Here is a 23,551-nt window from a genome sequence, read left to right as displayed (position 1 = left end):
GAATTACTGAGATTTCGGACTTCCTTTGGCATTATTTAAGTGACTGGGACGTTCGGAACTCCACTGTTGGCGTAAGCGACGGATTTTTTGGCTTTCTGCTTGCACCGAATTAATCTGCGCTTGCCAATTATATTCACCCCCAATAAATACAGAGGGCAAATTCATTTGATCTCGATCTTCAAATAGACCCATCAGTACCTCACCTGAAAATAACTTTTATCCCAGTGTATCAAAAAAATTCAACTTCCGGTACTCTCGGCAAGAGGATGTGGATCGTTGTCCCTCGATCTAGGACGCTATCAATCCTAAAATTACCCCCGTATAAATCTACTATTTGTTTCACAATTGACAACCCTAATCCTGACCCCTGTTGTTCATGGATTTTGCGGTCAAATTGTTGGTAAGCACCCAATCTGGTAATTTGTTCTGCACTCATCCCTCGTCCGCGATCGCTAATCGATAAATGATAAAATTCCCCCTCAATTTCACTCAAAATAGTAATCGGGGTTCCCGCCTTTGAAAACTTAAAGGCATTGTCTAAGACTTCTTCCAAGATTTTAATAAAACTTTTCTGATCCATACCCAGATTAGCATCTTGGAGGTTAAAATTCAAATCAGAAGCGCGAGATATAGGCTGTTTTTTAGAGATGCTACGACTGACTTCTTGAATCGCCAAACTCGGATATTCAGTTGACTGTTTTTTAAGGGATTTTAATCGTTTTTCATCGAATTTAATCAACTCTAAATCCGCATATAGTAAGAAATTTACAATCAACCGATTTAGTCGTTTAGCGGAAATATTAATATTATCCAAAAGCTCCATTATCTCTGGATAATCTAAATTTGTGAATTCTTTTTGTAAGAGTTCTGAGGAGGCTAAAATCCCATTTAAGGGAGTGCGAAGTTCATGGGGTAAGGATAAAGAAATGCTATGACGAAGTTCATCGAGTTGAGTTTGTGCTTTGTCGGTTTGAAGTTTTTGTTTTTTGAATCGAGTTGTAATCGCGCTTAAGAGTTCTGTGCGCATGAAGGGTTTGGTAATATAATCATCCGCTCCTAATTCCATCCCTTGACGTTGGTCAAATTTTGTGGATTTTGCCGTGAGAAAAATAAAGGGAATGGTAGCCGTTTGAGGTTGATTTTGCAGTTCTCTGAGAACGCCATAGCCATCTAATTCTGGCATCATGACATCGCAAATAATTAAGTCTGGAAGATGGGCGATCGCCAAGTCAACCCCCCGACGACCTTGTTCTGCGCCAATGACCCAATACTGTTCTGCTTCTAACACATCAAGTATAATGTCCCGAACATCGGGATCGTCTTCAATAACCAGTATCTTTTTCATAACAGGGTTCCTCACAATGGCCAAAACTGGGTACAATCCTAGGAAACAGAGATGGGGTCAACTCACTTTGAGTATCCCCGATCGCTACCCTGAAAAACAACTGGCCATGACTCGGTGCAGCTCTTATTTCCATGGTATTACTCACCCATACTCCCTCTAAAGGGGTCAAATCTCCGAGCCAAGCTTTGGCGAAACTGCCGACTGCTCGTCCAAGGCTTAAGCCTGCGAAACGGGTTGATCGCAAGGTACGCAGGCAATATAGACGACTGTGGCGCTTCAAAGCATTCTGTTTAGGGATTTCTTTACCTGCGTCTATCCTGGGCACTTATGTATTTGCCACGGAAATTTTGATGCCAGAGGCAGAGGTGGCGCGATCGCTCTATGAGTGGGAAATGGCGGCATCGGAACCGACACCGGAACCAGAAGGCGATCGCTGGCAAGACGTGGAAAAGGCGGTTAATCGGGCGATTTCTTTAACCACAACGGCCGAAACTAAGAGCCAATGGCGGGAAGTAAAATCCTATTGGCAAGAGGCGATCGCCATCCTCGACACCCTCCCCCCCGATCATCCCCGGTTTCCCCAAATTCCCAGCCTGAAAGCAGACTATCAACAGCAACTCGACAGCGTTCTAGAAACCATCTGGGCTGACCCAACCCCCATGACCCTCAACCATGTGATTCGCGGTGACCTCTCCCCCAAATCCATTGTATATTCGGGAAACGGTCTCTTTTTTGCCCAAAATATGATGTACTCCCACACCGTCACCGTCTACGACCGGGAGTATAATCGAGTCGGTACCATTAGCGATCGCGTCGATTTAGAAGCCTTTGGTCATACAGAATATAGCGGACTCTTCCAAGGATCGCCCGTAGAAGCCGCCTTTTCCCACAACGGTAAATATGCCTGGGTTTCCAACTATCAAATGTACGGCCCCGGATTTAACCGTCCTGGGGATGATGTCTGTCATCCCGATGCCAACTTTGACCCCTCCACCCTCTATCGCATCAATACCGAAACCCTGCAAATTGAAAACGTGATTTGGGTGGGATCTGTCCCTAAATATGTGGCCACCACCCCCAATAACCGTCTCGTTTTAGTTTCCAACTGGTGTAGCTGGGACTTAAGCATCATCGACACCCAACAAAATCAAGAAATCAAGCGTATTCCCCTCGATGCCTATCCCAGGGGAATTGAAGTCGATGCCCAATCCCAATTTGCCTATGTTGCCATCATGGGGTCGGATGATATTGCCAAAGTCAACCTGAACAACTATTCCGTGGAATGGTTTAACCAAGTGGGAATCACTCCCCGGCACTTAAATTTAGACCCCTTAGAATCCTATCTCTATGTCAGTTTTAATCTAGATAACGAAGTGGGAAAACTCGACCTCAAGACGGGGGAAATTGTTAGCAAAGTCTCCACCGGAAGCGCTCCCCGCAGCATGGTGTTATCCGAAGATGGACAATTTTTATATGTCGTCAATTACAACTCCGATACCCTGAGCAAGGTTCGCACCAAGGATATGAAAGTATTACAAACCCTGCCTACAGAAGCCGCTCCCATTGGTATCACCTATGACCCCCAAACCCATCAAGTATGGGTGGCGTGTTATACGGGAAGCCTGATGATTTTTCAGGATTAGAGTGCTATCAGTCATTGGCAAGGTTGCACAGCGGAAACATTGCGTAGCTAATCCCGAATGGCGATAATTTCCGTATACTCGAACTCATTATCGCTGGGTTTCACCAGGGGATACTGTTGACCCAATCTAGAGAGGGAGTCAGCTTCACAGTTGGGTTTAGGAGAATGATAGACTAACACATACTCTTGTTGGATGCGATCGCTCATTTCCTCCTCGACTTCCCCTCTCCACTGGGTTTTGCTCACCAATACCACAAGCTGGGAAGCCAGTTGGGGCAGCGCTTTCGCCACTTGACGACGATAAATTTCATCCAAACTGCCAAAGGGAGAATCCATCACCATCGGAAACGTGCTACTATCGGGACCCAGATGCATTTGATCTTGGCTCCATTGCCTCACCCGATCCATAATTGCCCCAATAAAAGATAAACTGAGAATCTGATTTTCTCCCGTAGATGCAGCTACCGGCTGTTCAAATAACGTAGTTTTGTCAATCAAGCTTAACTCGTATTTTTCACTCAGTTGGGGAGCATAGTGAGCAAAAGAAATCTGCTGAAAAATTTCTTGCACCCGTCCTTCTAACTCTAGGCGAAACTCCGTATCTAAACGATTTTTCATTTCTTTAATGCAGGAAATTGTCTCCACCGTTACCTTAATCCGTTTTTGTGCCAACTGCTGTTTCTTCTCATTCAATTGATGCTTAGAAATTTGCTTGTCTTTTTGGGCAATATCAGCATCTAAGATCTTAATTTTCTGCTCATTGGCTCCCGTTTCTCGCTCCAACTCACTCATCCGCAATTCGGTTTGATCCAAACGCTTCTGCAAACTTTGAATATCCAAATCTGGATAATTTCTTAGCTTAGATTTAAGCGTATCAAATTGAGTTTCAATTCCCGATAACTCTTGACGCTTTTGATTCATCTCATCGCGCAACGAGTTCAGAGTCTTCCAAAATGACTCTGCCTTATTTTCCAGTTCGGACACTTCTCCCAACAACTTTAAGGCGCTTTCTTCCACATCTCCCACCCCTGACTTATTCATCCATTGTGCGACTAAAGTATAAGCCTGACTCCCTTGAACCAAATGGGTTCCACAAATACATTCTTGCTGCGCCAGCAAATCTTGGACAAACTGCTGTTTAATGCCCCTAGGTAGCTCTCCCCGATGGCGCAACTGCTCCATTAAACCCCTAAATTTTTCAATCGCTGAGGGTAAAAAAACGGTATAGGCTTGATTAGAAATTTGTTGTTTTAGCTCCGATTTAATCTGCTTGAGTCGCTGCCTTAACTCCTGTTGTTGTTTCTCTAAATCTGCTCGGCGCTGTTGCAGTTCTTCCGCTCCACTGAGGGCGCGTAACTCGTTGTTTAGCTCCTCTTTAATATGGGCATGGGAGGCCAATTCTTGGGTGATTTCGGCTTGGCGATCCCTAAAGGTTTTTCGTTTTTCCTCTAACTCGGCTTTTTGCCGTAAGAACTGTTTAGTTTGCGGATCGCCAATATTCTCTAATTCACCTTCCAAACTTTTCTGAGATTCCTTCAAATGTCGTAGGGCGCGATCGAACACTTCCACCCCTAACAATTCCTTGGTTGCTTCCGCAATCTCTCCCTTTTTTTCCTCCCGTCCCCACGACTCAATACGCTCCCCATCAAAAAAGAAATATTGATGTAAACTACTGGGCAAAATCCGCCCAATTACCTCATCTAAAGGATGAGTGGTTAACTGCCAACGGCCATCATCTCCAGATACCCACATCGAACATTCAGTTTTACCATATTCTACCGTTTTTCCTCGATTATACGCTCGGCAAAGCCGCTCTACTCGATAGCGCTGGTAATTATGTTCAAACTGCAATTCTACAGAACATTTAACCGCTTTCCCGTCCTTTCCTTCTGAGAGAGCGCGTTTATTCACTAACTGCTCTGGCGCGGCAAATGCTGCCGTAAACCGTTCATACAACACCCAAGTAAAGGCATTGAGTAGCGTTGTTTTCCCCGCGCCGTTGTTTCCATGCACGATCGTGATATTGCGATCGCCACTGGCAAATTGAACCTCTGGTGTTTGCCCATAAAATTGACGGAAGTTACACAATCTGATCGATAATACTTTCATCCTCGCTACCCTGAATCAATTAACAATTAAGAATTAACAACTAAGGCTCTCTCACTTCTTCCTTAATAATCTTCAGAATATCATCATTAATATTGCGAGGACTCGACAAATGTAACTTATCCTTTTCCATTTGCAATACCCGTTTGACTACCTGTTGCACTTCTGGAGAGGCTTGCTTCAGGGGTTCTAAAACTGCATCATGGGTTGAATGGGGGGCATTAGACTCGGTTTTATAGCCCGATTTTTTCGCGGCAAAAATCCGGGAAATGCGCTCCATAAAACCATTGGAATAACTGACACTCATAAGCACTGACCAGATCACTCTTCTCTATTGTACCCAATCTTACAGATCTAGAAGTCCGTATTCCTTCTGAAGTCCTAATAATTGCCCGCGAGCTTCCCCCGCGTTATCGGCTAAGTCTGCAAACTCCACAAATCGCTGTAACTCTTTCCTGAGTAGGTTACGCTCTACGTCCCAGGTTTGTCGATCTAAAGGGGGCGGAACCACAATCATATCAAATAGGGTAGCCCGTTTTTTATGGGGATGGGGGCGTAAAATTCGCCCGCGACGTTGGATAAATTGGCGGGGGTTGCGACTACTGGCTAGAATGACTGCGGTTTGAATGGCGGGAATATCCACACCTTCATCTAAACAGCGCATGGCAATGAGTCCTTGCAGTTCCCCTTGTTCAAACTGGTGACGCAGGGTTTCCCGTTGGGATAGGGAGGTGTTGGCGGTATAGGTATTGACTCGATAACCCAATTCTACACCCAATAATTGGGTAACGGCGGCAATTTGCCGATTTGAAGTGCTGCTTTGGGTTTCGGTTGCTCCATCGCCACAATAGAATAGGGTGTGGCTGGTGTGCAGACGAGGTTGCATAATGGCTCGCAGTTGAGCGAGTTTATGATGGGCATTGGCAATTAATCTAGACCGACGAATCAATAAGGTGGTTAATTTCTCATTTTCTTCTAATTTCTCTCCCGCAGCCAATGCCCAACCGATGCGGGTGGTTAATTTGGCATACTGATAGGCTTCATTTTCCGTTAAATGCACTAACACCGGATAATACAAATAATGGACTAGAGCGCCTTGGTTGATGGCATCTTTTAAGGTTAATTCTGGGGGGATCACGGGGCCAAAATAATTAAAAATGGCATTGGTTCCCGTCCGATCGAAAAATCGTTCTGGTGTGGCAGAAAGGGCTAACCGCAGTCGGACTTGCGCGGGTAAACTGTCTTCTAGTTTGGCTGTTCCTAGGTTATGGGCTTCATCTCCTACAATCAAGGTTTTGACAGGAAAATAGGGTAATTGGGACTGAAACCCATCTCCTAGTAATGTGGAGTTGGTGGTAATGACACAGAGGAAGGGTTGTTTCTGGGCTTGGATGTTATAGAGTTGCGTGGATAGCTTTTGTTGCCAATGGCGTACACTTTCAAAGGCTAAAATTGGTAACAGGCCAAAACCCTCGCATTCTCGCCCCCATTGTGCTACTAAATGACGGTAGGGACAAACGACAATTAGGGCTTGTAAATCAATGCATTGATAGAGTTCTGTTACAATGGCTAAAGCGGTAATGGTTTTACCACTTCCAGTGGCCATTTTCAGGGTTCCCCGTCCTTGATTAGCAAACCAATTCTTTACCGCTTGCTGTTGATAGGGGCGCAGTTGAATAGAATCGGGAAGACGGGGAAACATGAGTGGTAGAAATTTAAATTCGATCTTTGATGATTTTATTGTTTTGAACAATAGGTTAGCCAATTTTATCAGGAAAAGCCATAGTATGAGTAGGATTTCAGTGATTATTCCAGTTCTGAATGAAGTGGAGCAAATTTTGTCTACTGTGGCTAGGGTTCAGCCGGGGAAAGAGGTGGAGATTATTGTGGTGGATGGCGGCTCTACGGATGGGACGGTGGAATGCTTACAACAGGAGGGAATTAAGGTTATCGAAACGACTCCGGGACGGGGACATCAAATGAATGAGGGGGCGAGAAAGGCGGGGGGAGAGTATTTATTATTTTTACATGGAGATACTCAGTTACCTGCTGAGTATGACCGATGGGTAGGGGAGATTTTGCAGCAACCGGGGGTGGTTGCGGGGGCGTTTGAGTTGCGGATAGGGGCAGAAAATTGGGGTTATCGGGTGGTGGAATGGGGGGTGAAGTGGCGATCGCACCTTTGCCAACTTCCTTACGGAGATCAAGCGATTTTTTTATCCTGTGAAGTCTTCGAGCAGGTGGGTGGATTCCCAGAGTCACCGATTTTGGAGGATTGGCGATTAATTCAAGCCCTGAAACCGTTGGGCAAAATTGCGATCGCCCCCCTTCCCGTGGTTACCTCTGCCCGACGTTGGCAACGGTTAGGCATTTGGCGCACGACTGCCATTAATCAAGGGGTGCTAATTGCTGCTTTTTTGGGCGTGGATCTGCATCAAATTGCCCGTTGGTATCGACAGAATCAATTAAAAATTAAAAATTAAAAAACTGAGGAATCCAATGCTAATTCAGCGATCGCCTCTGGGTTTGCCAACTGAGGAGTTAAGTATAACTCACTATCGTTATCTATCGTCATATAAACAGTAAGCCTGGTTGAGTGATGAACTATCGTTGTCAAAAGAAACAGACAATGTGCAATTATTAGGATCGGGATCGGTTGCTTCTGCAAATTGCCACTCATAATGAACCGAGTCTGTCTGCAATGCGGGTTCTCCTAATTCCTGCAAAAGCTGTTCTAAAACCGCTCGATCGTTCATACCTTCTTCAAAACGGGCTGCAATCTCTTTAAACTCAGTCGCAGGAACAGGAGTGGTAATATCAACAGCGACACAGCGAGGATTGTTGTCTTCACAGTCCCTAATCTCATCAACATTCAAATTATCCAACTGGTCGTCAGAAAACCTGGCAGAGAGGAAATTGCCATGCTCATCTCTCCACAAATAGTAGGAATAAAGATCGTTTATTTTCCCCGGACGACCGACAATTGTAGCGACTTCGGCGTAGCTCATTCCGGGATTGATTTGCTCGTTATAGCTTTCTACACGATCGCTCAGAGGCGTTTCTTCCACTTTGGGAATTGATTCGTTAGTACAGTCATAATCTAATTTATGTATCTCGCTTAAACCTGTTTCAGAGAGTTGTTGCAGGCGATCGCGATATTCTGCCAAGGTATTCTGACTGTTAGGATAATCTGAGATTACATCGTCGAGGATCGCGATCGCGCTGTCCCAATCTTCCAGACAAATCGCCTGATTGAGTTGGTCAGTGGTGTCGTCAAATTGACTTGGCGCTTCCTGACAACCCAGGAGTCCTAAGATTAAAATTCCCGTAAGGTACGGTTTCCAGTTCATCATTGCGTTTTTAGTAATTGATAGTTTTTCTAGCTATAATCGCGAAAAAGCTGATCCCGCACATTTTACAGAACTTCGCGCTGGAGTGCGGTGAAGATTTCGGATAGGGGAGCAGTGGAGATCATAACGCTGGGATAGACTGCGGTTCCCCAACGGGGGTGAATAATGGCAGCACAGTCCCCATTTTTTTCCATGGGATATCCTAGAGCAGCATGAACGGCAGGAACATCGCTATGGTGAAGGGTTCCGGGAGAAGATCGGCGAGGATATCCGGTGCGCGGATCGAAGGCATCGGTGACATAACCGCGATCGCCTAATGAGTCTGCCACTAAGTCCGACCATCGGATAAAATTTTCCCAAAGTATTTGTTTTTCGGCTTCGACTTCTGGAGAAATTTCAGTTAAGGACATCTGCGCTTGTTGCAGGAAAATAATTACCGATACAGGATCTTTTTGCCAACTGGGTAATAACTCCTGAAGATGTTCCTGAATATAAGCGCTTGGGGGATGAATGGAGATTTCTACCCCAAAGGTTTGGTTGTTGCGTGTTACCGTTAGGGTGTGAGAAGGGTTCATGGGGAAATGAGTGAATATATTTTTTAGAACTCAATATCAAGTCCGGTGAATTACAATACGTCATTGCGTTAGCGAAGCTTGCGCGAAGCGCAAACGGAACGCAGTGGAGTGAAGCAATCTCTGCAATCTCGCTAGTCTTGGCGTTTCCGCTTCGCGGACATGAAAGCGAAGTTTGCGTGTTTCCGCTTCGCGGACATGAAAGCGAAGCTTGCGTGAAACGCGAAACGCGAAACGTAAAGCGCGAATGCTTCCCGGAGGTCGCAATGACAACTGATTCACCGGACATCATATCAAACAAGGTTTTCCGGTAGAACGACGGGGATCTCGGCACTAAGAAATCCAGAAGCATCACGAGTTACGATAGCATCAAGGTAATACCCTACAGCACACACATACTGAACTGCGTCTTCAAAATCTTCAAAATTCAACTGAAGAGCTTGTTCGAGTGTATCTGAATTGACAGGACAAATATTGAGATCTGATAGAACTTGTGCGATCGCATCTTGAGCCACTTCTCGTCCTGCTTTCTTACGGACAATGTAGTAAATATTTGTTATTGTTGTTGCTGCAATAAAACCCTCAATTTCTCCAGCATCAACGCGCTCAAATAATCTTGCTGCATGTTCCACAAAGGGTTCTCGTCCTTGCAAGAAATCAAGTACAACGTTAGTATCAATAAGAATTCGCATTACTTATATTTTTCAGTTAAATAATCTATGTAATCCTCTTTAGCATTACTTTCTTCTGTAGCTGCTGCAATTCCTCGCAACCGAGACAGGTTGCCCTTTTTTCGTTTGGGATAGGTTTCTCGTTTGAGAGAGTCTAAAAGAGTTTGGACTAACTGCCAGCGATCGCCAGTGGATAGTTGTAGGGCTTGCGTTTGTAATTCTTGTAAAGTCATGTTGGGATTGCTGGTAATACGGTCTAATTTCATGAGAGTACCCAAAAAACGGTGTAAACTTAGGGTGATTATAGCTCAGAGAGCGATCGCCCCATAAGCTATTACCCTGAAGGCGAGCAGAGCAAGCCTTAAAAAGGTAGATTTTCTTACTCATTACTCATTACTCATTACTCAAGACAAGGAATCGGGCTATAAAATACTCTTGAAAAATGCCAAGGTGTCTTTGAGAGCCACAATAAAGCAATCGATTTCTGCAACAGTATTGTAGAAATAGAGGCTGGCTCTGGCGGTGGAATTGACCCCTAAAATTCGGTGTAAGGGTTGGGTGCAATGGTGGCCGGTACGAATGGCTACACCAGCCTGATCCAGCAGGGAAGTAATATCATTGACGTGAATCTCGCCTGTGGTAAAGGTTGCTAGAGCCGATCTAACCTTGTTTTCGCTGGGTTTTGGCCCGTAAATCCTGACTTCAGGAATTTGTAAGAGTTGCTCGAATAAATAACGGGTTAACTCCACTTCATAGGCGTGGATTTTGTCTAATCCAATACCGGTCAAATAATCGACGGCACTGCCCAGGGCGATCGCCTCGGCAATAGCAGGAGTTCCCGCTTCAAATTTGTGGGGCAGTTCGGCATAGGTAGCGCGATCCAGAAAGACTTCCGCAATCATTTCCCCGCCCCCTAAAAACGGCGGCATAGATTCGAGTAACTCCAACTTTCCATACAGAAAACCAATGCCAGTAGGGCCGCACATTTTATGCCCAGAAGCCACTAACCAATCACAATCAATTGCCTGAACATCTAACTTCAAATGGGGGGCACTTTGGCAAGCATCAATTAACACTTTTGCGCCCACTTTATGGGCTTCTTGTGCAATCTCGGCTACGGGATTAATACAGCCCAAAGTATTAGAAGCATGGACAACTGCAACTAATTTGGTTTGGGGACTGAGCAAGGACTTAAACTGCTCAAAATCAAACTCTTCCGTGTCCGTTAACTCCACAAACTTTAAGACTGCGCCGGTTTTCTGGGCAATCATTTGCCAGGGGACTAAATTACTATGATGCTCCATCACCGAAGTAATAATTTCATCCCCTGGCTTTAACGTATTTAAGCCCCAAGCATAGGCAACGAGATTAACCGCTTCACTCGCATTCCGGGTAAAGACGATTTCATTACGCGATCGCGCATTCACAAATCCCGCTACCTTATCCCTAGCGCCTTCATAGGCTTCCGTAGCGCGACAACTGAGTAAATGAACCCCCCGATGCACATTGGCATTATCCCGTTGATAATAGTTTTGTAACGTTTCTAAAACCACTTTCGGTTTTTGGGACGTGGCTGCATTATCAAAATAAACTAATGGTTTTTCATGAACTTGCTGATCCAGAATGGGAAAATCCTCTCGGACAAGGGCAGCTAGGGGTTTGGGCTGGGTAAACGTCATCATAGGGTTATGAATAGGAATAGAGATTGATTGGCGAAGGGTGGGGAGATCTCGATCCCCCTAAATCCCCCTTTTTAAGGGGGACTTTTTTTATTGATTTCCCCCCTTAGAAAGGGGGGATAGGGGGAATCAAAAATCAGTACGGCACGAGAGACACTGAGCCAATTTACCTTGCAAGGAAGTCAGAGGAATGCGAGCTAAAATCTCATTGGCAAACGCATCAATTAAGAGATGGCGACTGGCTTCTTTCGATAATCCTCGACTTTGTAAATAGAAAACCTCTTCCTCTTCCAATTGACTCACCGTTGCCCCATGGGAGCATTTGACATTATCAGCCGTAATTTGGAGTTGGGGTTTGGTGTCTACTTTCGCTTTGTCTGACAAAACCAAACTGCGATTAAGCTGTTGGGCGTTGGTTAACTGAGCGGCTTTGGGTACAAAGACTTTACCATTAAATATCCCATGGGCTTTTTGATCCACAATGCATTTATGCAGTTGATTGCTACTGCCATTGGGATACAAATGATTAACGCTACTATGGGTATCGGAGCATTGTTGACCGGTGATTTCTGTTAAGCCATTGAGAGTGGTTTGGGTTCCTTCTCCCTGGTGAATCACATCAATATTATGACGGGATAAACCGGCTCCTAAACTAATGGTATTGAGGGTATATCGACTGTCGCGGTTTTGAGTTATTGCGGTTTTGCTGATATGGATGGTTTGCTGTCCTTCCTGCTGAATGCGAGTATGGTTAACTTGGGCATTGTCTTCTAACCAAACCTCGCTCACCGCATTACTAAAATAGGGGGTAACTCCGGGAGCGGCGGGACAACTGCTGATGGTAACGTACTGCTCAACTACGGTAACGGAACTATTGGCTCCGGCAACCACTAACGTCCGAGGACTGGCGATCGCCGCTTCCCGATCCTCCACCGACAAAAACAGCACATGAATCGGCGTTTCTACAACTTGATTTTGCGGTATCCACACCAGCGCCCCATCTTGTAAACTGGCGCTATTGAGGGCGGTAAAGACCTCTTGATTACCGGGTTGTTTGCCCAAATAGGGATTAAGTTTTGCTTCTGGAACGGCTGCCGATAACAGATAGGTTACAGTGTCTAAATTCACCCCAGAGAGATCGGAGAGTTCGGGAGAATATACCCCATTCACCAAAACCAGGCGACTGTGTTCTGCTTCTGGCAAGATAAAGGGCGTAATATCTATAAACGCTTCACTCGGAACAGTTGCGGGTTGAAACTCCACACCCAACAGGCGAGAAATATCCGTAAACCGCCATTCCTCATCCTGGGAGCTGGGGAATTGGAGTTCCGAGGCGATCGCCGCCCCATGTTCCCGCACTGCTTGAATTAAAGACACCAGCGCTGGATCGAGTTCCGGTTTATCAAACCCTAGGCGGGTGTTCAGAAGCTGTTGCACCGCTTGAAACCGGGGATTTTCCCGATTCAGTTCGGTAGGGGCTAAAGCCCCAATTGAAAGCGTACTCATCCTACTTCACCCCCTGTAATTCTTCCTCTAGAATCCAGTCATATCCCCTAGATTCGAGTTCTAAAGCTAACTCCTTACCGCCCGTGCGTAAAATCCGGCCATCCGCCATCACATGCACATAATCAGGCACAATATAATTCAACAACCGTTGATAGTGGGTAATCATCAACACCGCATTATCCGGGCGCCTCAACTGATTCACCCCATTGGACACAATTTTCAGGGCATCAATATCCAAACCCGAATCCGTTTCATCTAAAATCGCCAACGTCGGTTCTAGAAGAGCCATTTGCAAAATCTCATTCCGCTTTTTCTCCCCTCCAGAAAACCCTTCATTCACACTGCGGTCTAAAAACGACGCATTCATTTTTACCAGGTCTAACTTCTCTTCCACCAAGTCTTGGAAATCAAACGTATCCAACTCTTCCAAACCTTGTTTTTTGCGCTTGGAATTATAGGCAACGCGCAAAAAGTCTAAATTGCTCACGCCCGGAATTTCCAACGGATACTGGAACGCCAAAAACACCCCAGAAGTCGCCCGGTCTTCCGGCTCCATCTCCAATAAATTCTCACCCTGATACATCACCTCGCCACCCGTGACTTCATAGGCAGGATGGCCGGCAAGAATCTTAGAAAGCGTACTTTTTCCAGAGCCATTGGGCCCCATAATGGCATGGATTTCCCCCGCCTTAATGTCCAGGTTTAACCCTTTCAGAATTGATTGACCCGCCACATTAGCGGTGAGGTTGCGTACTGATAAAATACTCATGCTTAACCGACTGTTCCTTCTAATTTCAAACTCAACAATTTGTCTGCTTCTACTGCAAATTCCATGGGCAACTGATTAAACACATCCTTACAGAAGCCACTAATCATCATCGAAACGGCATCTTCGGCGGAAATTCCCCGTTGAGAAAAGTAAAAAAGTTGGTCTTCCCCAATTTTAGAAGTCGAGGCTTCATGCTCTACTTTTCCGGAATTATTCTGCACTTGGATATAGGGGAAGGTATTGGCTTCCGCATTATCCCCAATCAGCATGGAATCACATTGGGAATAGTTTCTCGCCCCTTCTGCCTTGGCGTTAACTTTGACCAAACCGCGATAACTGTTGGCAGAATTACCGGCAGAAATCCCCTTAGAAATAATCCGGCTGCGGGTGTTTTTGCCCACATGAACCATCTTGGTTCCGGTGTCGGCTTGCTGCTTATTATTCGTCAGAGCAACGGAGTAAAATTCACCGACGGAATTATCGCCGACTAACACACAACTGGGATATTTCCAAGTAATCGCTGAACCGGTTTCTACCTGAGTCCAGGAAATCTTAGAATTGACTCCTTTACACAAGCCGCGCTTAGTCACGAAGTTATAAATTCCGCCTTTGCCGTTTTCGTCGCCAGCGTACCAGTTTTGCACGGTGGAATATTTAATATCGGCGTTGTCTAAAGCGACTAATTCCACGACGGCCGCGTGCAGTTGATTGGTGTCGTACATGGGAGCAGTACAACCTTCCAGGTAGGAGACTTGGGAGCCTTCCTCGGCCACAATTAAGGTGCGCTCAAATTGCCCGGTATCGCCACTGTTAATCCGGAAATAGGTGGACAGTTCCATGGGGCATTGAGTATTTTTGGGGATATACACGAAGGAACCATCACTAAATACGGCGCTGTTGAGAGCGGCAAAGTAGTTATCGCCGACGGGAACGACACTACCGAGGTATTTTTCCACCAGTTCGGGATAGTCATGGACGGCTTCGGAAATGGAGCAGAAAATGACTCCTTCTTCTGCTAGTTTTTCCCGGAAAGTCGTGGCAATAGAAACGCTATCAAATACGGCATCGACGGCAACGTTAGAGAGCCGTTTTTGTTCGGAAAGGGGAATTCCCAGTTTGTCGAAGGTTTCTAGCAGAGCGGGGTCAACTTCATCCAGGCTTTTCTTTTTGTCTTGTTGTTTGGGCGCTGAGTAGTAGCTGATGTTTTGGTAGTCGATGGGGGGATATTGAAGATGGGGCCAGTTGGGTTCTTTCATTTCTAGCCATCGACGGTAGGCTTTGAGACGAAAGTTGAGCATGAATTCCGGTTCGTTTTTCTTGGCGGAAATCAGCCGTACTACGTCTTCGCTTAAGCCGTTGGGGATTTTGTCGGTTTCAATGTCGGTGATGAAACCGTATTTGTAGGGTTGGTTGACTAGGGTTTTAACGCTCGTAGACATGGTTGGTGTTCTCTACTAACTGGTGGGATAAGGCTGGGTATACAGGGCAAAGGGCTGCTATGGGAGAGATTTGTAAATGCTCAAACTGTTGTAAAACTAAGACTTTTGCCTTTTGCCTTTTGCCTAGCGCGTTGATGAGCTTAGGATGTGGTTACGGAGTCGGTCGTACCTCGAATTTGATCGATGCTGATGGCTCTTTCTGTGCCGACGAAGGGGTTATCTTCGGTGAGGAAGAGCATACAGTGGCATTCTTTGCGCTCGCGCATGGGGACGCAAGGGCAGTTCCAGTAGGCGGCTTTGGCTTCGGCTTCTTTGTCTTCGTAGTGACGACAGGGACACAGGGGAGCGCCGAGTTCGTCTTTGTGTTTGGCGAGTCCTTCGATGACAACGGCCGTAATGCTTAAATCGGAACAAAAGTAAGTGCCGGTGTTTTCAGCATATTTTTCGGAAAATTTCCGCATCGCTTCTAGACTGCCTTCTGTGGCTTGCTGGGGTTGGGATGATAGGCTCATGGGCAAATTCTTAATGAATGAACAGAATTAAACGAGTATAATGGGTTTAAACAACTTGCATGTTGCTTTAGTATGATTTTAGCGTAGTTTAGCAACAAGTTTGTTGTCAAATCCCAATTTTGGGATTGTGTATACCCTGTAGTGGTGATTAAGTTTTGTGAAGATCATGGGAACAGCTCACCAAATTTCGACGAAACAGACCATTCTGGAGTACCTACTCAAGGATGGCCGAGCGACAGCTTTGGGGTTAGCTGAGGCTTTGGGGGTGAGTCCCCAGGCGATTCGGCGACACCTGAAGGACTTGGAGGGGGAGGAGTTGATTGAGTATGAGGTTGTGCATGGGGATAAGGATGGACAGACTTCGATGGGACGGCCCCAACATTGGTATTCCCTGAGTCGGAAGGGGCGCGATCGCTTCGGGAATAATCACGGTGAGTTTGCTGTGGCTCTTCTGGATACTTTAGCGGAAACTGTGGGCAAAGACCAAGTGGGGTCGATTTTACAGAAACAATGGCAGCGTAAAGCGCAAGTTTACCGCGATCGCCTCAGAAGTGGCACGATCGCCGAACGGGTGGAAAAGCTGGTGCAACTGCGACAGGAAGAAGGCTATATGGCCCAATGGTATGCCGTAGAACCGGATGCCCAGAACTCGACTGGATCGACCGGATTTATGTTAACCGAACATCATTGTGCGATCGCCGATGTGGCCGAATCGTTTCCGACGGTTTGTGGCCATGAACTGGAGATGTTTTCGGATCTGTTTCCGGATTGTGAGGTGGAACGCACCCATTGGATTATTGATGGAGAACATCGCTGTGGTTATTTAATCGCACCGGTCATGAATCGGGCGGAGTCTGCTTAAGTTTGGGCGATCGCCCCTTTCCATTTTTAATTTTTAATTTTTAATTGATTATGACTTCCCGTTTACCGGTAGAATTTCTCACCGAAGAAGAAGCCATGGTGGTTGATTCAGCCTTATTATCCTCGGCTGATAAGTTTTCCACGCGACTGGCGATTTATGCCTGTCGCGCTCTCAAAGAGATTAGTCTAGAAACCGCTCAACCCCCAGAGACAATTTCTGAGGAGGCGATCGCCCATTGGGTGAAACACGACTCCCACATTCAGCAGGCGATCGATCTCGATGAGAGCTTTATTAATTTTTTTGCCCGTCTGGTGAGTTCAGCGCGGGTTCCCCTAGAGAAAATTACCCAGGAAACCCAAGTGCAGATAACGGATCTGAAGGTGATGGATATTGTGGACTGGTTTGAAAAAGACCGCCGCATTGAAGTTTAATATCAATGAACAATACTCATTACTCATTCCCCAGAGCTAAACCGAGGGTCTTCAAACAGGGCGATCGCCTCTTCTAAGGGAACGGGTCGTGAAAAGAAATACCCCTGACCGTAAGTACAGCCAAAGGATTTGAGCGCTTGTAGATGTTCATCGGTTTCTATGCCTTCAGCAACGACGGTCATTCCCAAGGTTTTGGATAAATTGACAATGGCTTGACAAATACTACAGCTTTTATTGTTGGACTCAACATTCATTCCTTGAACAAAGGACTTATCAATTTTTAGGGTATTGAGATTATATTCATTCAGATACTGTAAACTGGAATATCCTGTACCAAAATCATCCAGAACCAAAGGAAATCCTAAAGCATGGCATTGCTGCACCCAGGCGATCGCTCGTTCGCTGTCAAATAAAGTTCGCTCTAAAATTTCTAGCTTCACTTGCTGATAATCGAGTCTATATTTCTCTGCACAATCGAGTAGAAATTCCAAAAAATTTGGCTCTTCAATTTGGCGACTGGCAATATTAAAACTCATGCTCACGGGGTGGTTAACCCGTTTTTGAATTTTCGTGAGTGCTTCTAATCCGGTTTGGATCACCCATTGGCCAATGGGCACAATTAAAGAGGTCGATTCTGCCAAGGGAATAAACTCATCTGGGCGCACAAACCCCCGTTTGGGACTCTGCCAGCGAATTAAAGCTTCAAACCCGGTGATGCTTTGGGTTTCTAAATCAATGATAGGTTGATAAACCAGTTTGAATTGTTGCTCATCTAAGGCAGTCCGTAGCTCATTTTCCATGCGAATCAAATCCACCGCTTCGGTGAGTCGAAACGAAATATCTTTTTGGGGATTGATGTCAGGATAGAGTTTCTCTAGAAAAAACTTAGGTGCTAAGGCTTTACCCCGCGATCGGAAATTTTGCGTTTCTGAGCGAAAATAGCGCATCACCATTAACAGCAACATTCGCAACAGAGGATCAGCCTCTTGAATGCGGCGATTAACCTGTTCTTTGGTGACCAAGGTTAATCTAACATCGGTTAAAGCAGTAGCAGAAGCCGATCGCGGTTGACCATCAATTAAGGCAATTTCGCCAAACATTGAACCAGGATTGAGGTGATTGAGAATTTGACGTTTGTCTTCTACCTGAGTCCAAATCTCGACCTGCCCTTCTTCAATAATATAGGCGAAGTCTCCGCGATCGCCTTCATAGAAGATCGACTCTCCCGCCTGTACCCGGCGCGTTTGAAGCCGTTCGTAGAGTTTGGACTTCACCCTAAAAATCATGATGCTCCCCAAGTATAGATCTGAGTTTGCTGGCAGCTATCATAATTATAGTTGGCTGTTGACTCAAATGATGAAGCGAAACATTGGGATTGTTCTGGCGACTTATTACCCGAATTTGGAGTATTTGCGAAAACAAATCCAGTCTTTGCAGGGGCAAACTTGGCAAGATTGGGTTGGTTATGTGGTTGATGATGGCTCATCTCAAGATTGCCAAATCCAGATTCAGGAAATGATTGCTGAAGATCCGCGTTTTCAGTTCTATCCGTACTCGGACAATAGGGGATCGTATCGTAACTTTGAGCGGGGATTACAGTTATGCGTAGACGATCCGAGTTTGGGGGCGATCGCCTGTTGCGATCAGGATGATATTTGGTTACCCGATAAATTAGAGCGTCAATGGCAGGCTTTAGAGTCCCAATCAGCCCTCTTAGTCCATTCTGACCTAGAGCTGATCGACGCACAAGACCAAACCCGCCATCGGAGCGCTTGGCAGTTTGAGAAAAGAGCGCCCCAAAACCTCAGCCCCCAACTGCTGCTGCTCCGCAACACTCTTACGGGATGTACGATCATGTTTCGTCCCCAACTGCTCTGGCTGCTGTTGCCTTTTCCTGCCCGAAATGGGGGCGACTGGTATCATGATTGGTGGATTGCGCTGATTGCTTCCCATCAGGGCAAAATCGCCCATATTCCCTATCCCCTGGTGCGATACCGCATCCATGAGACGAATACGGTGGGAGTGGTGGAAAATGCGGGGACTCTTTCCCAGGAAGCGATCGCCGCATGGCAGAACCTGGGAAAAATGACGGGAAGAAGCTACATCACCCATTGTAATTTGAATCAGGCTGTGTGCGATCGCCTCAGCCTCACCCAAGATGTGGCGAATAATCCCTTCGGCGATCGCCCCCTCAATTTCGGCTTGCCCATCCTAAAACTGGGCTGGCGCAGTTGGCAAGCCGGTTATGGTTCCCAGGGAATCGCCCTGCGAGTTTTTGTCCATAAATGCCGCAAAGATGTTAAAAGATTATTAAGCAGGGGCGGGCCTAGCCTTCCAAAGGACTCTCAATAACCGGTTTATGGTGGATTACCTGATTATAGGAGCGCAAAAAAGTGGGACAACATCCCTCTATCATCATCTGATTGAACATCCAGGAATCAGTGCAGCGACGGAAAAGGAACTCCATTTCTTTAGCTTACACTTCGACCGGGGAATTTCCTGGTATGAAGGCCAATTTCCCCAACCGGGAATCAAAGGGGAAGCGAGTCCCTACTATCTCTATCATCCCTCGGTTCCCCAACGGATTCAGCAATGGTATCCGGATGTGAAGCTAATTGTGTTATTGCGCGATCCGGTAAAACGGGCCATTTCCCATTACTATCATGAACGGCGATGGGGATTTGAATCTTTAGACTTAGAAGCGGCGATCGCCAGTGAACCCCAGCGACTGCAAGGAGAAGTGGAAAAAATCCAAGCCAACTCTTTTTACCATAGCTTTAACCATCGCCATTACAGTTATTTAGACCGGGGACTATACCTGGATCAACTCCTCCGTTGGTACGAGTATTTCCCCCCGGAACAGTTCTTAATTTTACTAGCTGAGGACTTTTACCGCCATCCCCAGGCGATCGTCAATCAAGTCTATGAATTCCTGCAATTACCGCCCTACGATCTCAAAGAAACCCCCGTTTATGATGCGGGAGACTACCCCGACGTTTCCCCCCAACTCTATCAACAGCTCGCCGACTACTTTACCCCTCACAACCAGCGTTTATCTGCTTATCTTCGTCAACCCTTACCTTGGACTATGACTAAACCATCCAGCCCCATTGACTATGAAGGCGCTTGGGATCAATACGCCCAAACTTGGACATCTACCGATCCAGACTATCAACATATTGGCGATGAGTGGATCGGCAAACAAGCCGGAGCAGCGTCTTCCCTCTCTGAATACGAACAGCTTATCGAAACCCATTTAATCGCACCTTACATCGAATCCGGCGATCGCGTCCTCGAAATAGGCATAGGTGGGGGTAAAACCGCCGCCCTATTATTGAAATATTGTCAAGAATTAATCTGTGCCGACATTTCCGCCCAAATGCTCAAAGCCACCCAAGAAAGACTAGGCAGCGATCGAACTTCTTATATCAAACTGAATGGACTTACCCTAGAAGGCATTCAACCCGCCAGCATTGATGTCTGTTTCTGTTACGATACCATGGTTCACATCGAACCGCGAGACATTTACAATTATCTCGTCCAAATTCCCCCACTTTTGCGCGGAAGAAGGCTCTGTTTATTCCACCATAGTAACATCCTCTCCCCCCTTGGATGGGAAAAATTCCTCAACGATTATCCCCATAATCTCCTCGGAAAACGAGATGGAACCGCCTTCTCCATCATGACTATTGAAATTATGGAAAAATTCCTCACCACCTTGGGCTATGAAATCTTAGAACAAAATACGGAATTAGTTCCCAGAGATTGTATTTGGATCTGTCGCGCTCCTGAACAAAATGAGAGCAATTTTCGCTCTATATGAAACATACGATCCCCCCTTACCCCCCTTAGACAAGGGGTAAAATAAAGTAGTAGGGTGCGTTAGCGACAGCGTAACGCACCTTACCGTCGTGACTCTATCTGTCTAACCCTTTACTAAAACCCATGAAAATCCTATTTTTACACCCAAACTTTCCCGCCCAATTCCGTCATTTAGCCCATGTCTTTGGCAGCAACCCCAACAATCAAGTCGTGTTCATCACCAAAAATGAACGCCCAGAATGGGTAATTGCCGGAGTGCGAAAAGTTCTCTTTAGTCCCAGTCGAGAACCAAGACCCGAAACCCATCACTATGTTCGCCCTTTTGAGAGCGCCGTTTTATATGGTCAAAGTGTATATCGAGTCGCCGAACAACTGAGAGCAGAAGGGTTTATTCCCGATATCATGTACGGTCATTCCGGATGGGGCCCGACCTTATTCTTAAAAGAAGTTTTCCCTGAAACTCCCCTAATATGTTACTACGAATGGTTTTATCACGCCAGGGGAACCGATGCCGACTTTGATCCCTCAGAACCCCTTTCTGCCGATGATTTATGTCGGATTCGGGTTAAAAACGCTTCGATTTTACAAGACTTATATAACTGTGATTGGGGCGTGTGCCCAACCCAGTGGCAAAAGTCCCAATTTCCCCCAGAATTTCAAAGTAAATTATCCGTTATTTTTGATGGAATTGATACCGATTATTTCCAGCCTAATCCGGGCGCAAAACTAAAATTTACTGGTGAAGGATTTAGCAAAAAAATCGATCCCCTAGATTTATCCGGAGTCGATGAAATTGTCACCTATGCCACCAGGGGAATGGAACCCTATCGCGGCTTTCCCCAGTTCATGGAATCGATTATTTATCTTCAGGAACAGCGCCCCAATTGTCATGTGGTAATTGTGGGAGAAGACCGGGTTTGTTATGGTAAATCTTTGCCCAATGGCAAGACCTATAAACAGGCCATGTTAGAGCGTCTAAACAACTTGGATATGTCACGGGTACATTTTACCGGCCCTTTGCCCTATGGACTCTATTTACAAGTGCTACAAGCCTCTACGGTGCGAGTCTATTTAACCCGACCTTTTGTGCTGTCTTGGTCGATGATGGAATCCTTAGCCACAGGCTGTTTAATCGTTGGTTCCGATACGGCTCCGGTACGGGAGATGATCCAGGATGGCGAGAATGGTTTGTTGGTGGATTTTTTCTCCCCGAAAGAGATTGCTAAACGGGTGGGTGAGGCTTTAGATAATCCGGAGAAAATGGCTCCTTTGCGGCAAAAGGCGAGGGAGTTAATTGTGGAGAAATATGCCCTGAAGGATTTATTACCTAAGCATATTCAAATTGTGGAAAATGTGGCTAAGGGTAATTTGCCCAATGCCAATGGAGATGGATTTACTCCGCAGATGAAGGCGTATATGCAAAATGGCAATCCGAAATCCTCGAAGGGTAAGAAGAAGAAATCTAAGGGGTTTGCTCTGCCGTAGTCAATTCAAAACCCTAATTAAGTAGGGGCGGGTTTACAGATGTTTGTCAACCCGCCCCCTATGAGCGAGAGGCTTTCATTCCTTGATATTAAAGGTTTTAGGAGTGGGAGCATCTTGCTCCCTACGGCACACAACAGCGAGCTGTAATAATCCTTATTTTAACATCGAGGAAACTTACCCTTTTTGTTATATCATTAAGGTTTATGCTGACTGTAGTTTGTCATGAATCATCCTTCTCCTGCTGAATTTTCTACTGCCGATCGCCTGGGCTGTTTGTCTGCTGAAGAAACTGATGCGTTTTTGCAAAGTGTGCAAGGGCAAATGGTGGCTGAAGCGTTTGATAGGGGCGATCGCCAAGTTTTGCAGCAGATGGTCGAATGCTTGGGCGATTCTAGGGGAATGGTGCGCCTCAGTTTTGCGGAAACCATAGGAAAAATTGGCACACCTGCCACCCCGGTATTATTAGAAGCCCTGCGAAATCATGCCGATCCGGTGGTGCGACGAGCAGCCGCCAAAACCTTAACCCTAATTGCCGATCCCACTGCCGTTCCCACCTTGGTGGACGCTCTGCTCAATGATGAGGATATGGTGGTTAAAGGCTCTTCTGTGGGCGCTTTAGCCAGAACCGGAGAAGTAGCGGTTCCGGCTCTGTTGGAGATTTTAGCCGATGCCAACCATCCCGAAAATTATAAGGGATTAGTCGGTTGGGCGTTGGCATTTATTGGCTCGGAAGCCAAGGATCTCATCTATGAGCAAATAGCTTCTGATTCCCCAGAAGTCCGCGCAGCAGTGGTGGAAGTGATGATGCAGGTGGTGCAAGAAAATCGCGATAATTATCGTGACAACGATCGCGAACTCGAATTATTATTACAGTGCTTAAACGATCCCGCTTCCATCGTGCGCTGTGAAGCAGCAACCGCCTTAGGCAATTTGAAATATACCAACGCCATTCCCCAATTATTAGAACTCCTACAACATTCCGACATAGAAAGCCGTAAAAGTGCCGCCCTATCCTTAATGAAAATTGGCGATTTGACCGTGATAGACTCCCTACAAACTGCCTTAACCCAAGAGAGCGAACCCTCTGTTGCCCAAGTCATTAAACTAGCAATGACTAAACTGGAAAATAGCGCCTCAGAAGAGGATGATTGGGACAATTAATAATTATATCAAATCCGCTTGAATACCATAATTAAAAATGTAGGGAGCAAGATGCTCCCACTCCAGTCAGATTAAAGAATTCGAGGAGTGCGGGCATCTTGCCCGCTAGTTTAACTCCAGTAATATCAAATAATTGAGGGAGTGCGGGCATCTTGCCCGCTAGTTTAACTCATTTTCATGTCCGCTTGCGGAAACCGGA

At 46.0% G+C, this 23,551-nt stretch carries 23 protein-coding genes; 8 read left to right on the top strand and 15 right to left on the bottom strand.

The annotated features are described in order from the left end of the window. Positions 1-3 precede the first annotated feature (3 nt). Positions 4-192, bottom strand: a complete 189-nt coding sequence (locus PJF56_RS20445; protein WP_283764566.1) for a hypothetical protein — start codon at positions 190-192, stop codon at positions 4-6. 37 nt (positions 193-229) lie between these two features. Further along, positions 230-1,345, bottom strand: coding sequence for a hybrid sensor histidine kinase/response regulator (locus PJF56_RS20440; RefSeq protein ID WP_283764565.1), 1,116 nt, complete (start codon positions 1,343-1,345; stop codon positions 230-232). Positions 1,346-1,476: 131 nt separating this feature from the next. Here PJF56_RS20440 and PJF56_RS20435 point away from each other — a divergent pair, with 131 nt between their 5' ends. Then, complete coding sequence (locus tag PJF56_RS20435; RefSeq protein WP_283764564.1) at positions 1,477-2,988, top strand: YncE family protein; 1,512 nt, start codon at positions 1,477-1,479, stop codon at positions 2,986-2,988. Positions 2,989-3,035: 47 nt separating this feature from the next. On the opposite strand, the gene PJF56_RS20430 is transcribed toward PJF56_RS20435, so the two are convergent. From PJF56_RS20430 to PJF56_RS20420, 3 genes are read right to left on the bottom strand one after another with little or no spacing between them, the layout of a single operon-like run. Next, entirely contained in the window at positions 3,036-5,096 is a 2,061-nt protein-coding gene (locus tag PJF56_RS20430) for an AAA family ATPase (protein ID WP_283764563.1), read from the bottom strand. A gap of 40 nt (positions 5,097-5,136) precedes the next feature. Then, positions 5,137-5,400 carry a hypothetical protein gene (locus PJF56_RS20425; protein WP_283764562.1) on the bottom strand — a complete coding sequence of 88 codons (264 nt, stop codon included), beginning with the start codon at positions 5,398-5,400 and terminating at the stop codon, positions 5,137-5,139. A gap of 39 nt (positions 5,401-5,439) precedes the next feature. Next, positions 5,440-6,795, bottom strand: a complete 1,356-nt coding sequence (locus tag PJF56_RS20420; protein WP_283764561.1) for a DNA phosphorothioation system restriction enzyme — start codon at positions 6,793-6,795, stop codon at positions 5,440-5,442. A gap of 85 nt (positions 6,796-6,880) precedes the next feature. Here PJF56_RS20420 and PJF56_RS20415 point away from each other — a divergent pair, with 85 nt between their 5' ends. Continuing rightward, complete coding sequence (locus tag PJF56_RS20415; protein WP_283764560.1) at positions 6,881-7,576, top strand: TIGR04283 family arsenosugar biosynthesis glycosyltransferase; 696 nt, start codon at positions 6,881-6,883, stop codon at positions 7,574-7,576. Positions 7,577-7,654: 78 nt separating this feature from the next. Here PJF56_RS20415 and PJF56_RS20410 read toward each other — a convergent pair whose 3' ends face one another. The 9 genes from PJF56_RS20410 to PJF56_RS20370 form a co-directional block, all read right to left on the bottom strand. Continuing rightward, positions 7,655-8,443, bottom strand: a complete 789-nt coding sequence (locus PJF56_RS20410) for a tetratricopeptide repeat protein (RefSeq protein ID WP_283764559.1) — start codon at positions 8,441-8,443, stop codon at positions 7,655-7,657. A gap of 65 nt (positions 8,444-8,508) precedes the next feature. Beyond that, entirely contained in the window at positions 8,509-9,018 is a 510-nt protein-coding gene (locus PJF56_RS20405; RefSeq protein WP_283764558.1) for a methylmalonic aciduria and homocystinuria type D protein, read from the bottom strand. A gap of 290 nt (positions 9,019-9,308) precedes the next feature. Next, entirely contained in the window at positions 9,309-9,707 is a 399-nt protein-coding gene (locus tag PJF56_RS20400; protein ID WP_283764557.1) for a type II toxin-antitoxin system VapC family toxin, read from the bottom strand. Next, a complete protein-coding gene (locus PJF56_RS20395) occupies positions 9,707-9,952 on the bottom strand; it encodes a hypothetical protein (protein WP_283764556.1) in 246 nt (81 codons plus the stop codon). The genes PJF56_RS20400 and PJF56_RS20395 overlap by 1 nt, the downstream gene beginning before the upstream one ends. Before the next feature lie 156 nt (positions 9,953-10,108). Beyond that, entirely contained in the window at positions 10,109-11,365 is a 1,257-nt protein-coding gene (locus PJF56_RS20390) for a SufS family cysteine desulfurase (RefSeq protein ID WP_283764583.1), read from the bottom strand. A 129-nt stretch (positions 11,366-11,494) separates the two neighbouring features. Continuing rightward, positions 11,495-12,871 carry a Fe-S cluster assembly protein SufD gene (gene sufD / locus PJF56_RS20385; protein ID WP_283764555.1) on the bottom strand — a complete coding sequence of 459 codons (1,377 nt, stop codon included), beginning with the start codon at positions 12,869-12,871 and terminating at the stop codon, positions 11,495-11,497. A 1-nt stretch (position 12,872) separates the two neighbouring features. Continuing rightward, positions 12,873-13,640, bottom strand: a complete 768-nt coding sequence (sufC, locus tag PJF56_RS20380; RefSeq protein ID WP_283764554.1) for a Fe-S cluster assembly ATPase SufC — start codon at positions 13,638-13,640, stop codon at positions 12,873-12,875. Positions 13,641-13,642: 2 nt separating this feature from the next. Further along, on the bottom strand, positions 13,643-15,079 hold the full coding sequence (sufB, locus tag PJF56_RS20375) for a Fe-S cluster assembly protein SufB (RefSeq protein WP_283764553.1): 1,437 nt from the start codon (positions 15,077-15,079) through the stop codon (positions 13,643-13,645). Between the two features lie 140 nt (positions 15,080-15,219). Next, positions 15,220-15,591: a ferredoxin-thioredoxin reductase catalytic domain-containing protein gene (locus tag PJF56_RS20370; protein WP_283764552.1), complete on the bottom strand. Its 372-nt coding sequence runs from the start codon at positions 15,589-15,591 to the stop codon at positions 15,220-15,222. Between the two features lie 166 nt (positions 15,592-15,757). On the opposite strand from PJF56_RS20370, the gene sufR reads away from it, so the two are divergent. Further along, entirely contained in the window at positions 15,758-16,453 is a 696-nt protein-coding gene (sufR, locus tag PJF56_RS20365; protein ID WP_283764551.1) for an iron-sulfur cluster biosynthesis transcriptional regulator SufR, read from the top strand. Between the two features lie 50 nt (positions 16,454-16,503). Further along, complete coding sequence (locus PJF56_RS20360) at positions 16,504-16,884, top strand: hypothetical protein (protein ID WP_283764550.1); 381 nt, start codon at positions 16,504-16,506, stop codon at positions 16,882-16,884. A 23-nt stretch (positions 16,885-16,907) separates the two neighbouring features. Here the strand turns inward: PJF56_RS20360 and PJF56_RS20355 are convergent, their stop codons facing one another. Beyond that, on the bottom strand, positions 16,908-18,170 hold the full coding sequence (locus PJF56_RS20355; protein WP_283764549.1) for an EAL domain-containing protein: 1,263 nt from the start codon (positions 18,168-18,170) through the stop codon (positions 16,908-16,910). Between the two features lie 70 nt (positions 18,171-18,240). Here PJF56_RS20355 and PJF56_RS20350 point away from each other — a divergent pair, with 70 nt between their 5' ends. The 4 genes from PJF56_RS20350 to PJF56_RS20335 all read left to right on the top strand — a co-directional run bounded on the left by PJF56_RS20350 (position 18,241) and on the right by PJF56_RS20335 (position 23,352). Then, a complete protein-coding gene (locus tag PJF56_RS20350) occupies positions 18,241-19,236 on the top strand; it encodes a glycosyltransferase family 2 protein (protein WP_283764548.1) in 996 nt (331 codons plus the stop codon). Between the two features lie 7 nt (positions 19,237-19,243). Continuing rightward, positions 19,244-20,707, top strand: a complete 1,464-nt coding sequence (locus tag PJF56_RS20345) for a sulfotransferase domain-containing protein (protein WP_283764547.1) — start codon at positions 19,244-19,246, stop codon at positions 20,705-20,707. A gap of 122 nt (positions 20,708-20,829) precedes the next feature. Next, on the top strand, positions 20,830-22,191 hold the full coding sequence (locus PJF56_RS20340; RefSeq protein ID WP_283764546.1) for a glycosyltransferase family 4 protein: 1,362 nt from the start codon (positions 20,830-20,832) through the stop codon (positions 22,189-22,191). A 222-nt stretch (positions 22,192-22,413) separates the two neighbouring features. Then, entirely contained in the window at positions 22,414-23,352 is a 939-nt protein-coding gene (locus PJF56_RS20335; protein WP_283764545.1) for a HEAT repeat domain-containing protein, read from the top strand. Positions 23,353-23,551 lie beyond the last annotated feature (199 nt).

It is taken from the genome of Roseofilum halophilum BLCC-M91 (assembly GCF_030068445.1).
GTDB lineage: Bacteria > Cyanobacteriota > Cyanobacteriia > Cyanobacteriales > Desertifilaceae > Roseofilum > Roseofilum halophilum.
Note: the sequence above shows the minus strand (reverse complement) of the source record. Positions and strands in the feature narration are given on the sequence as shown.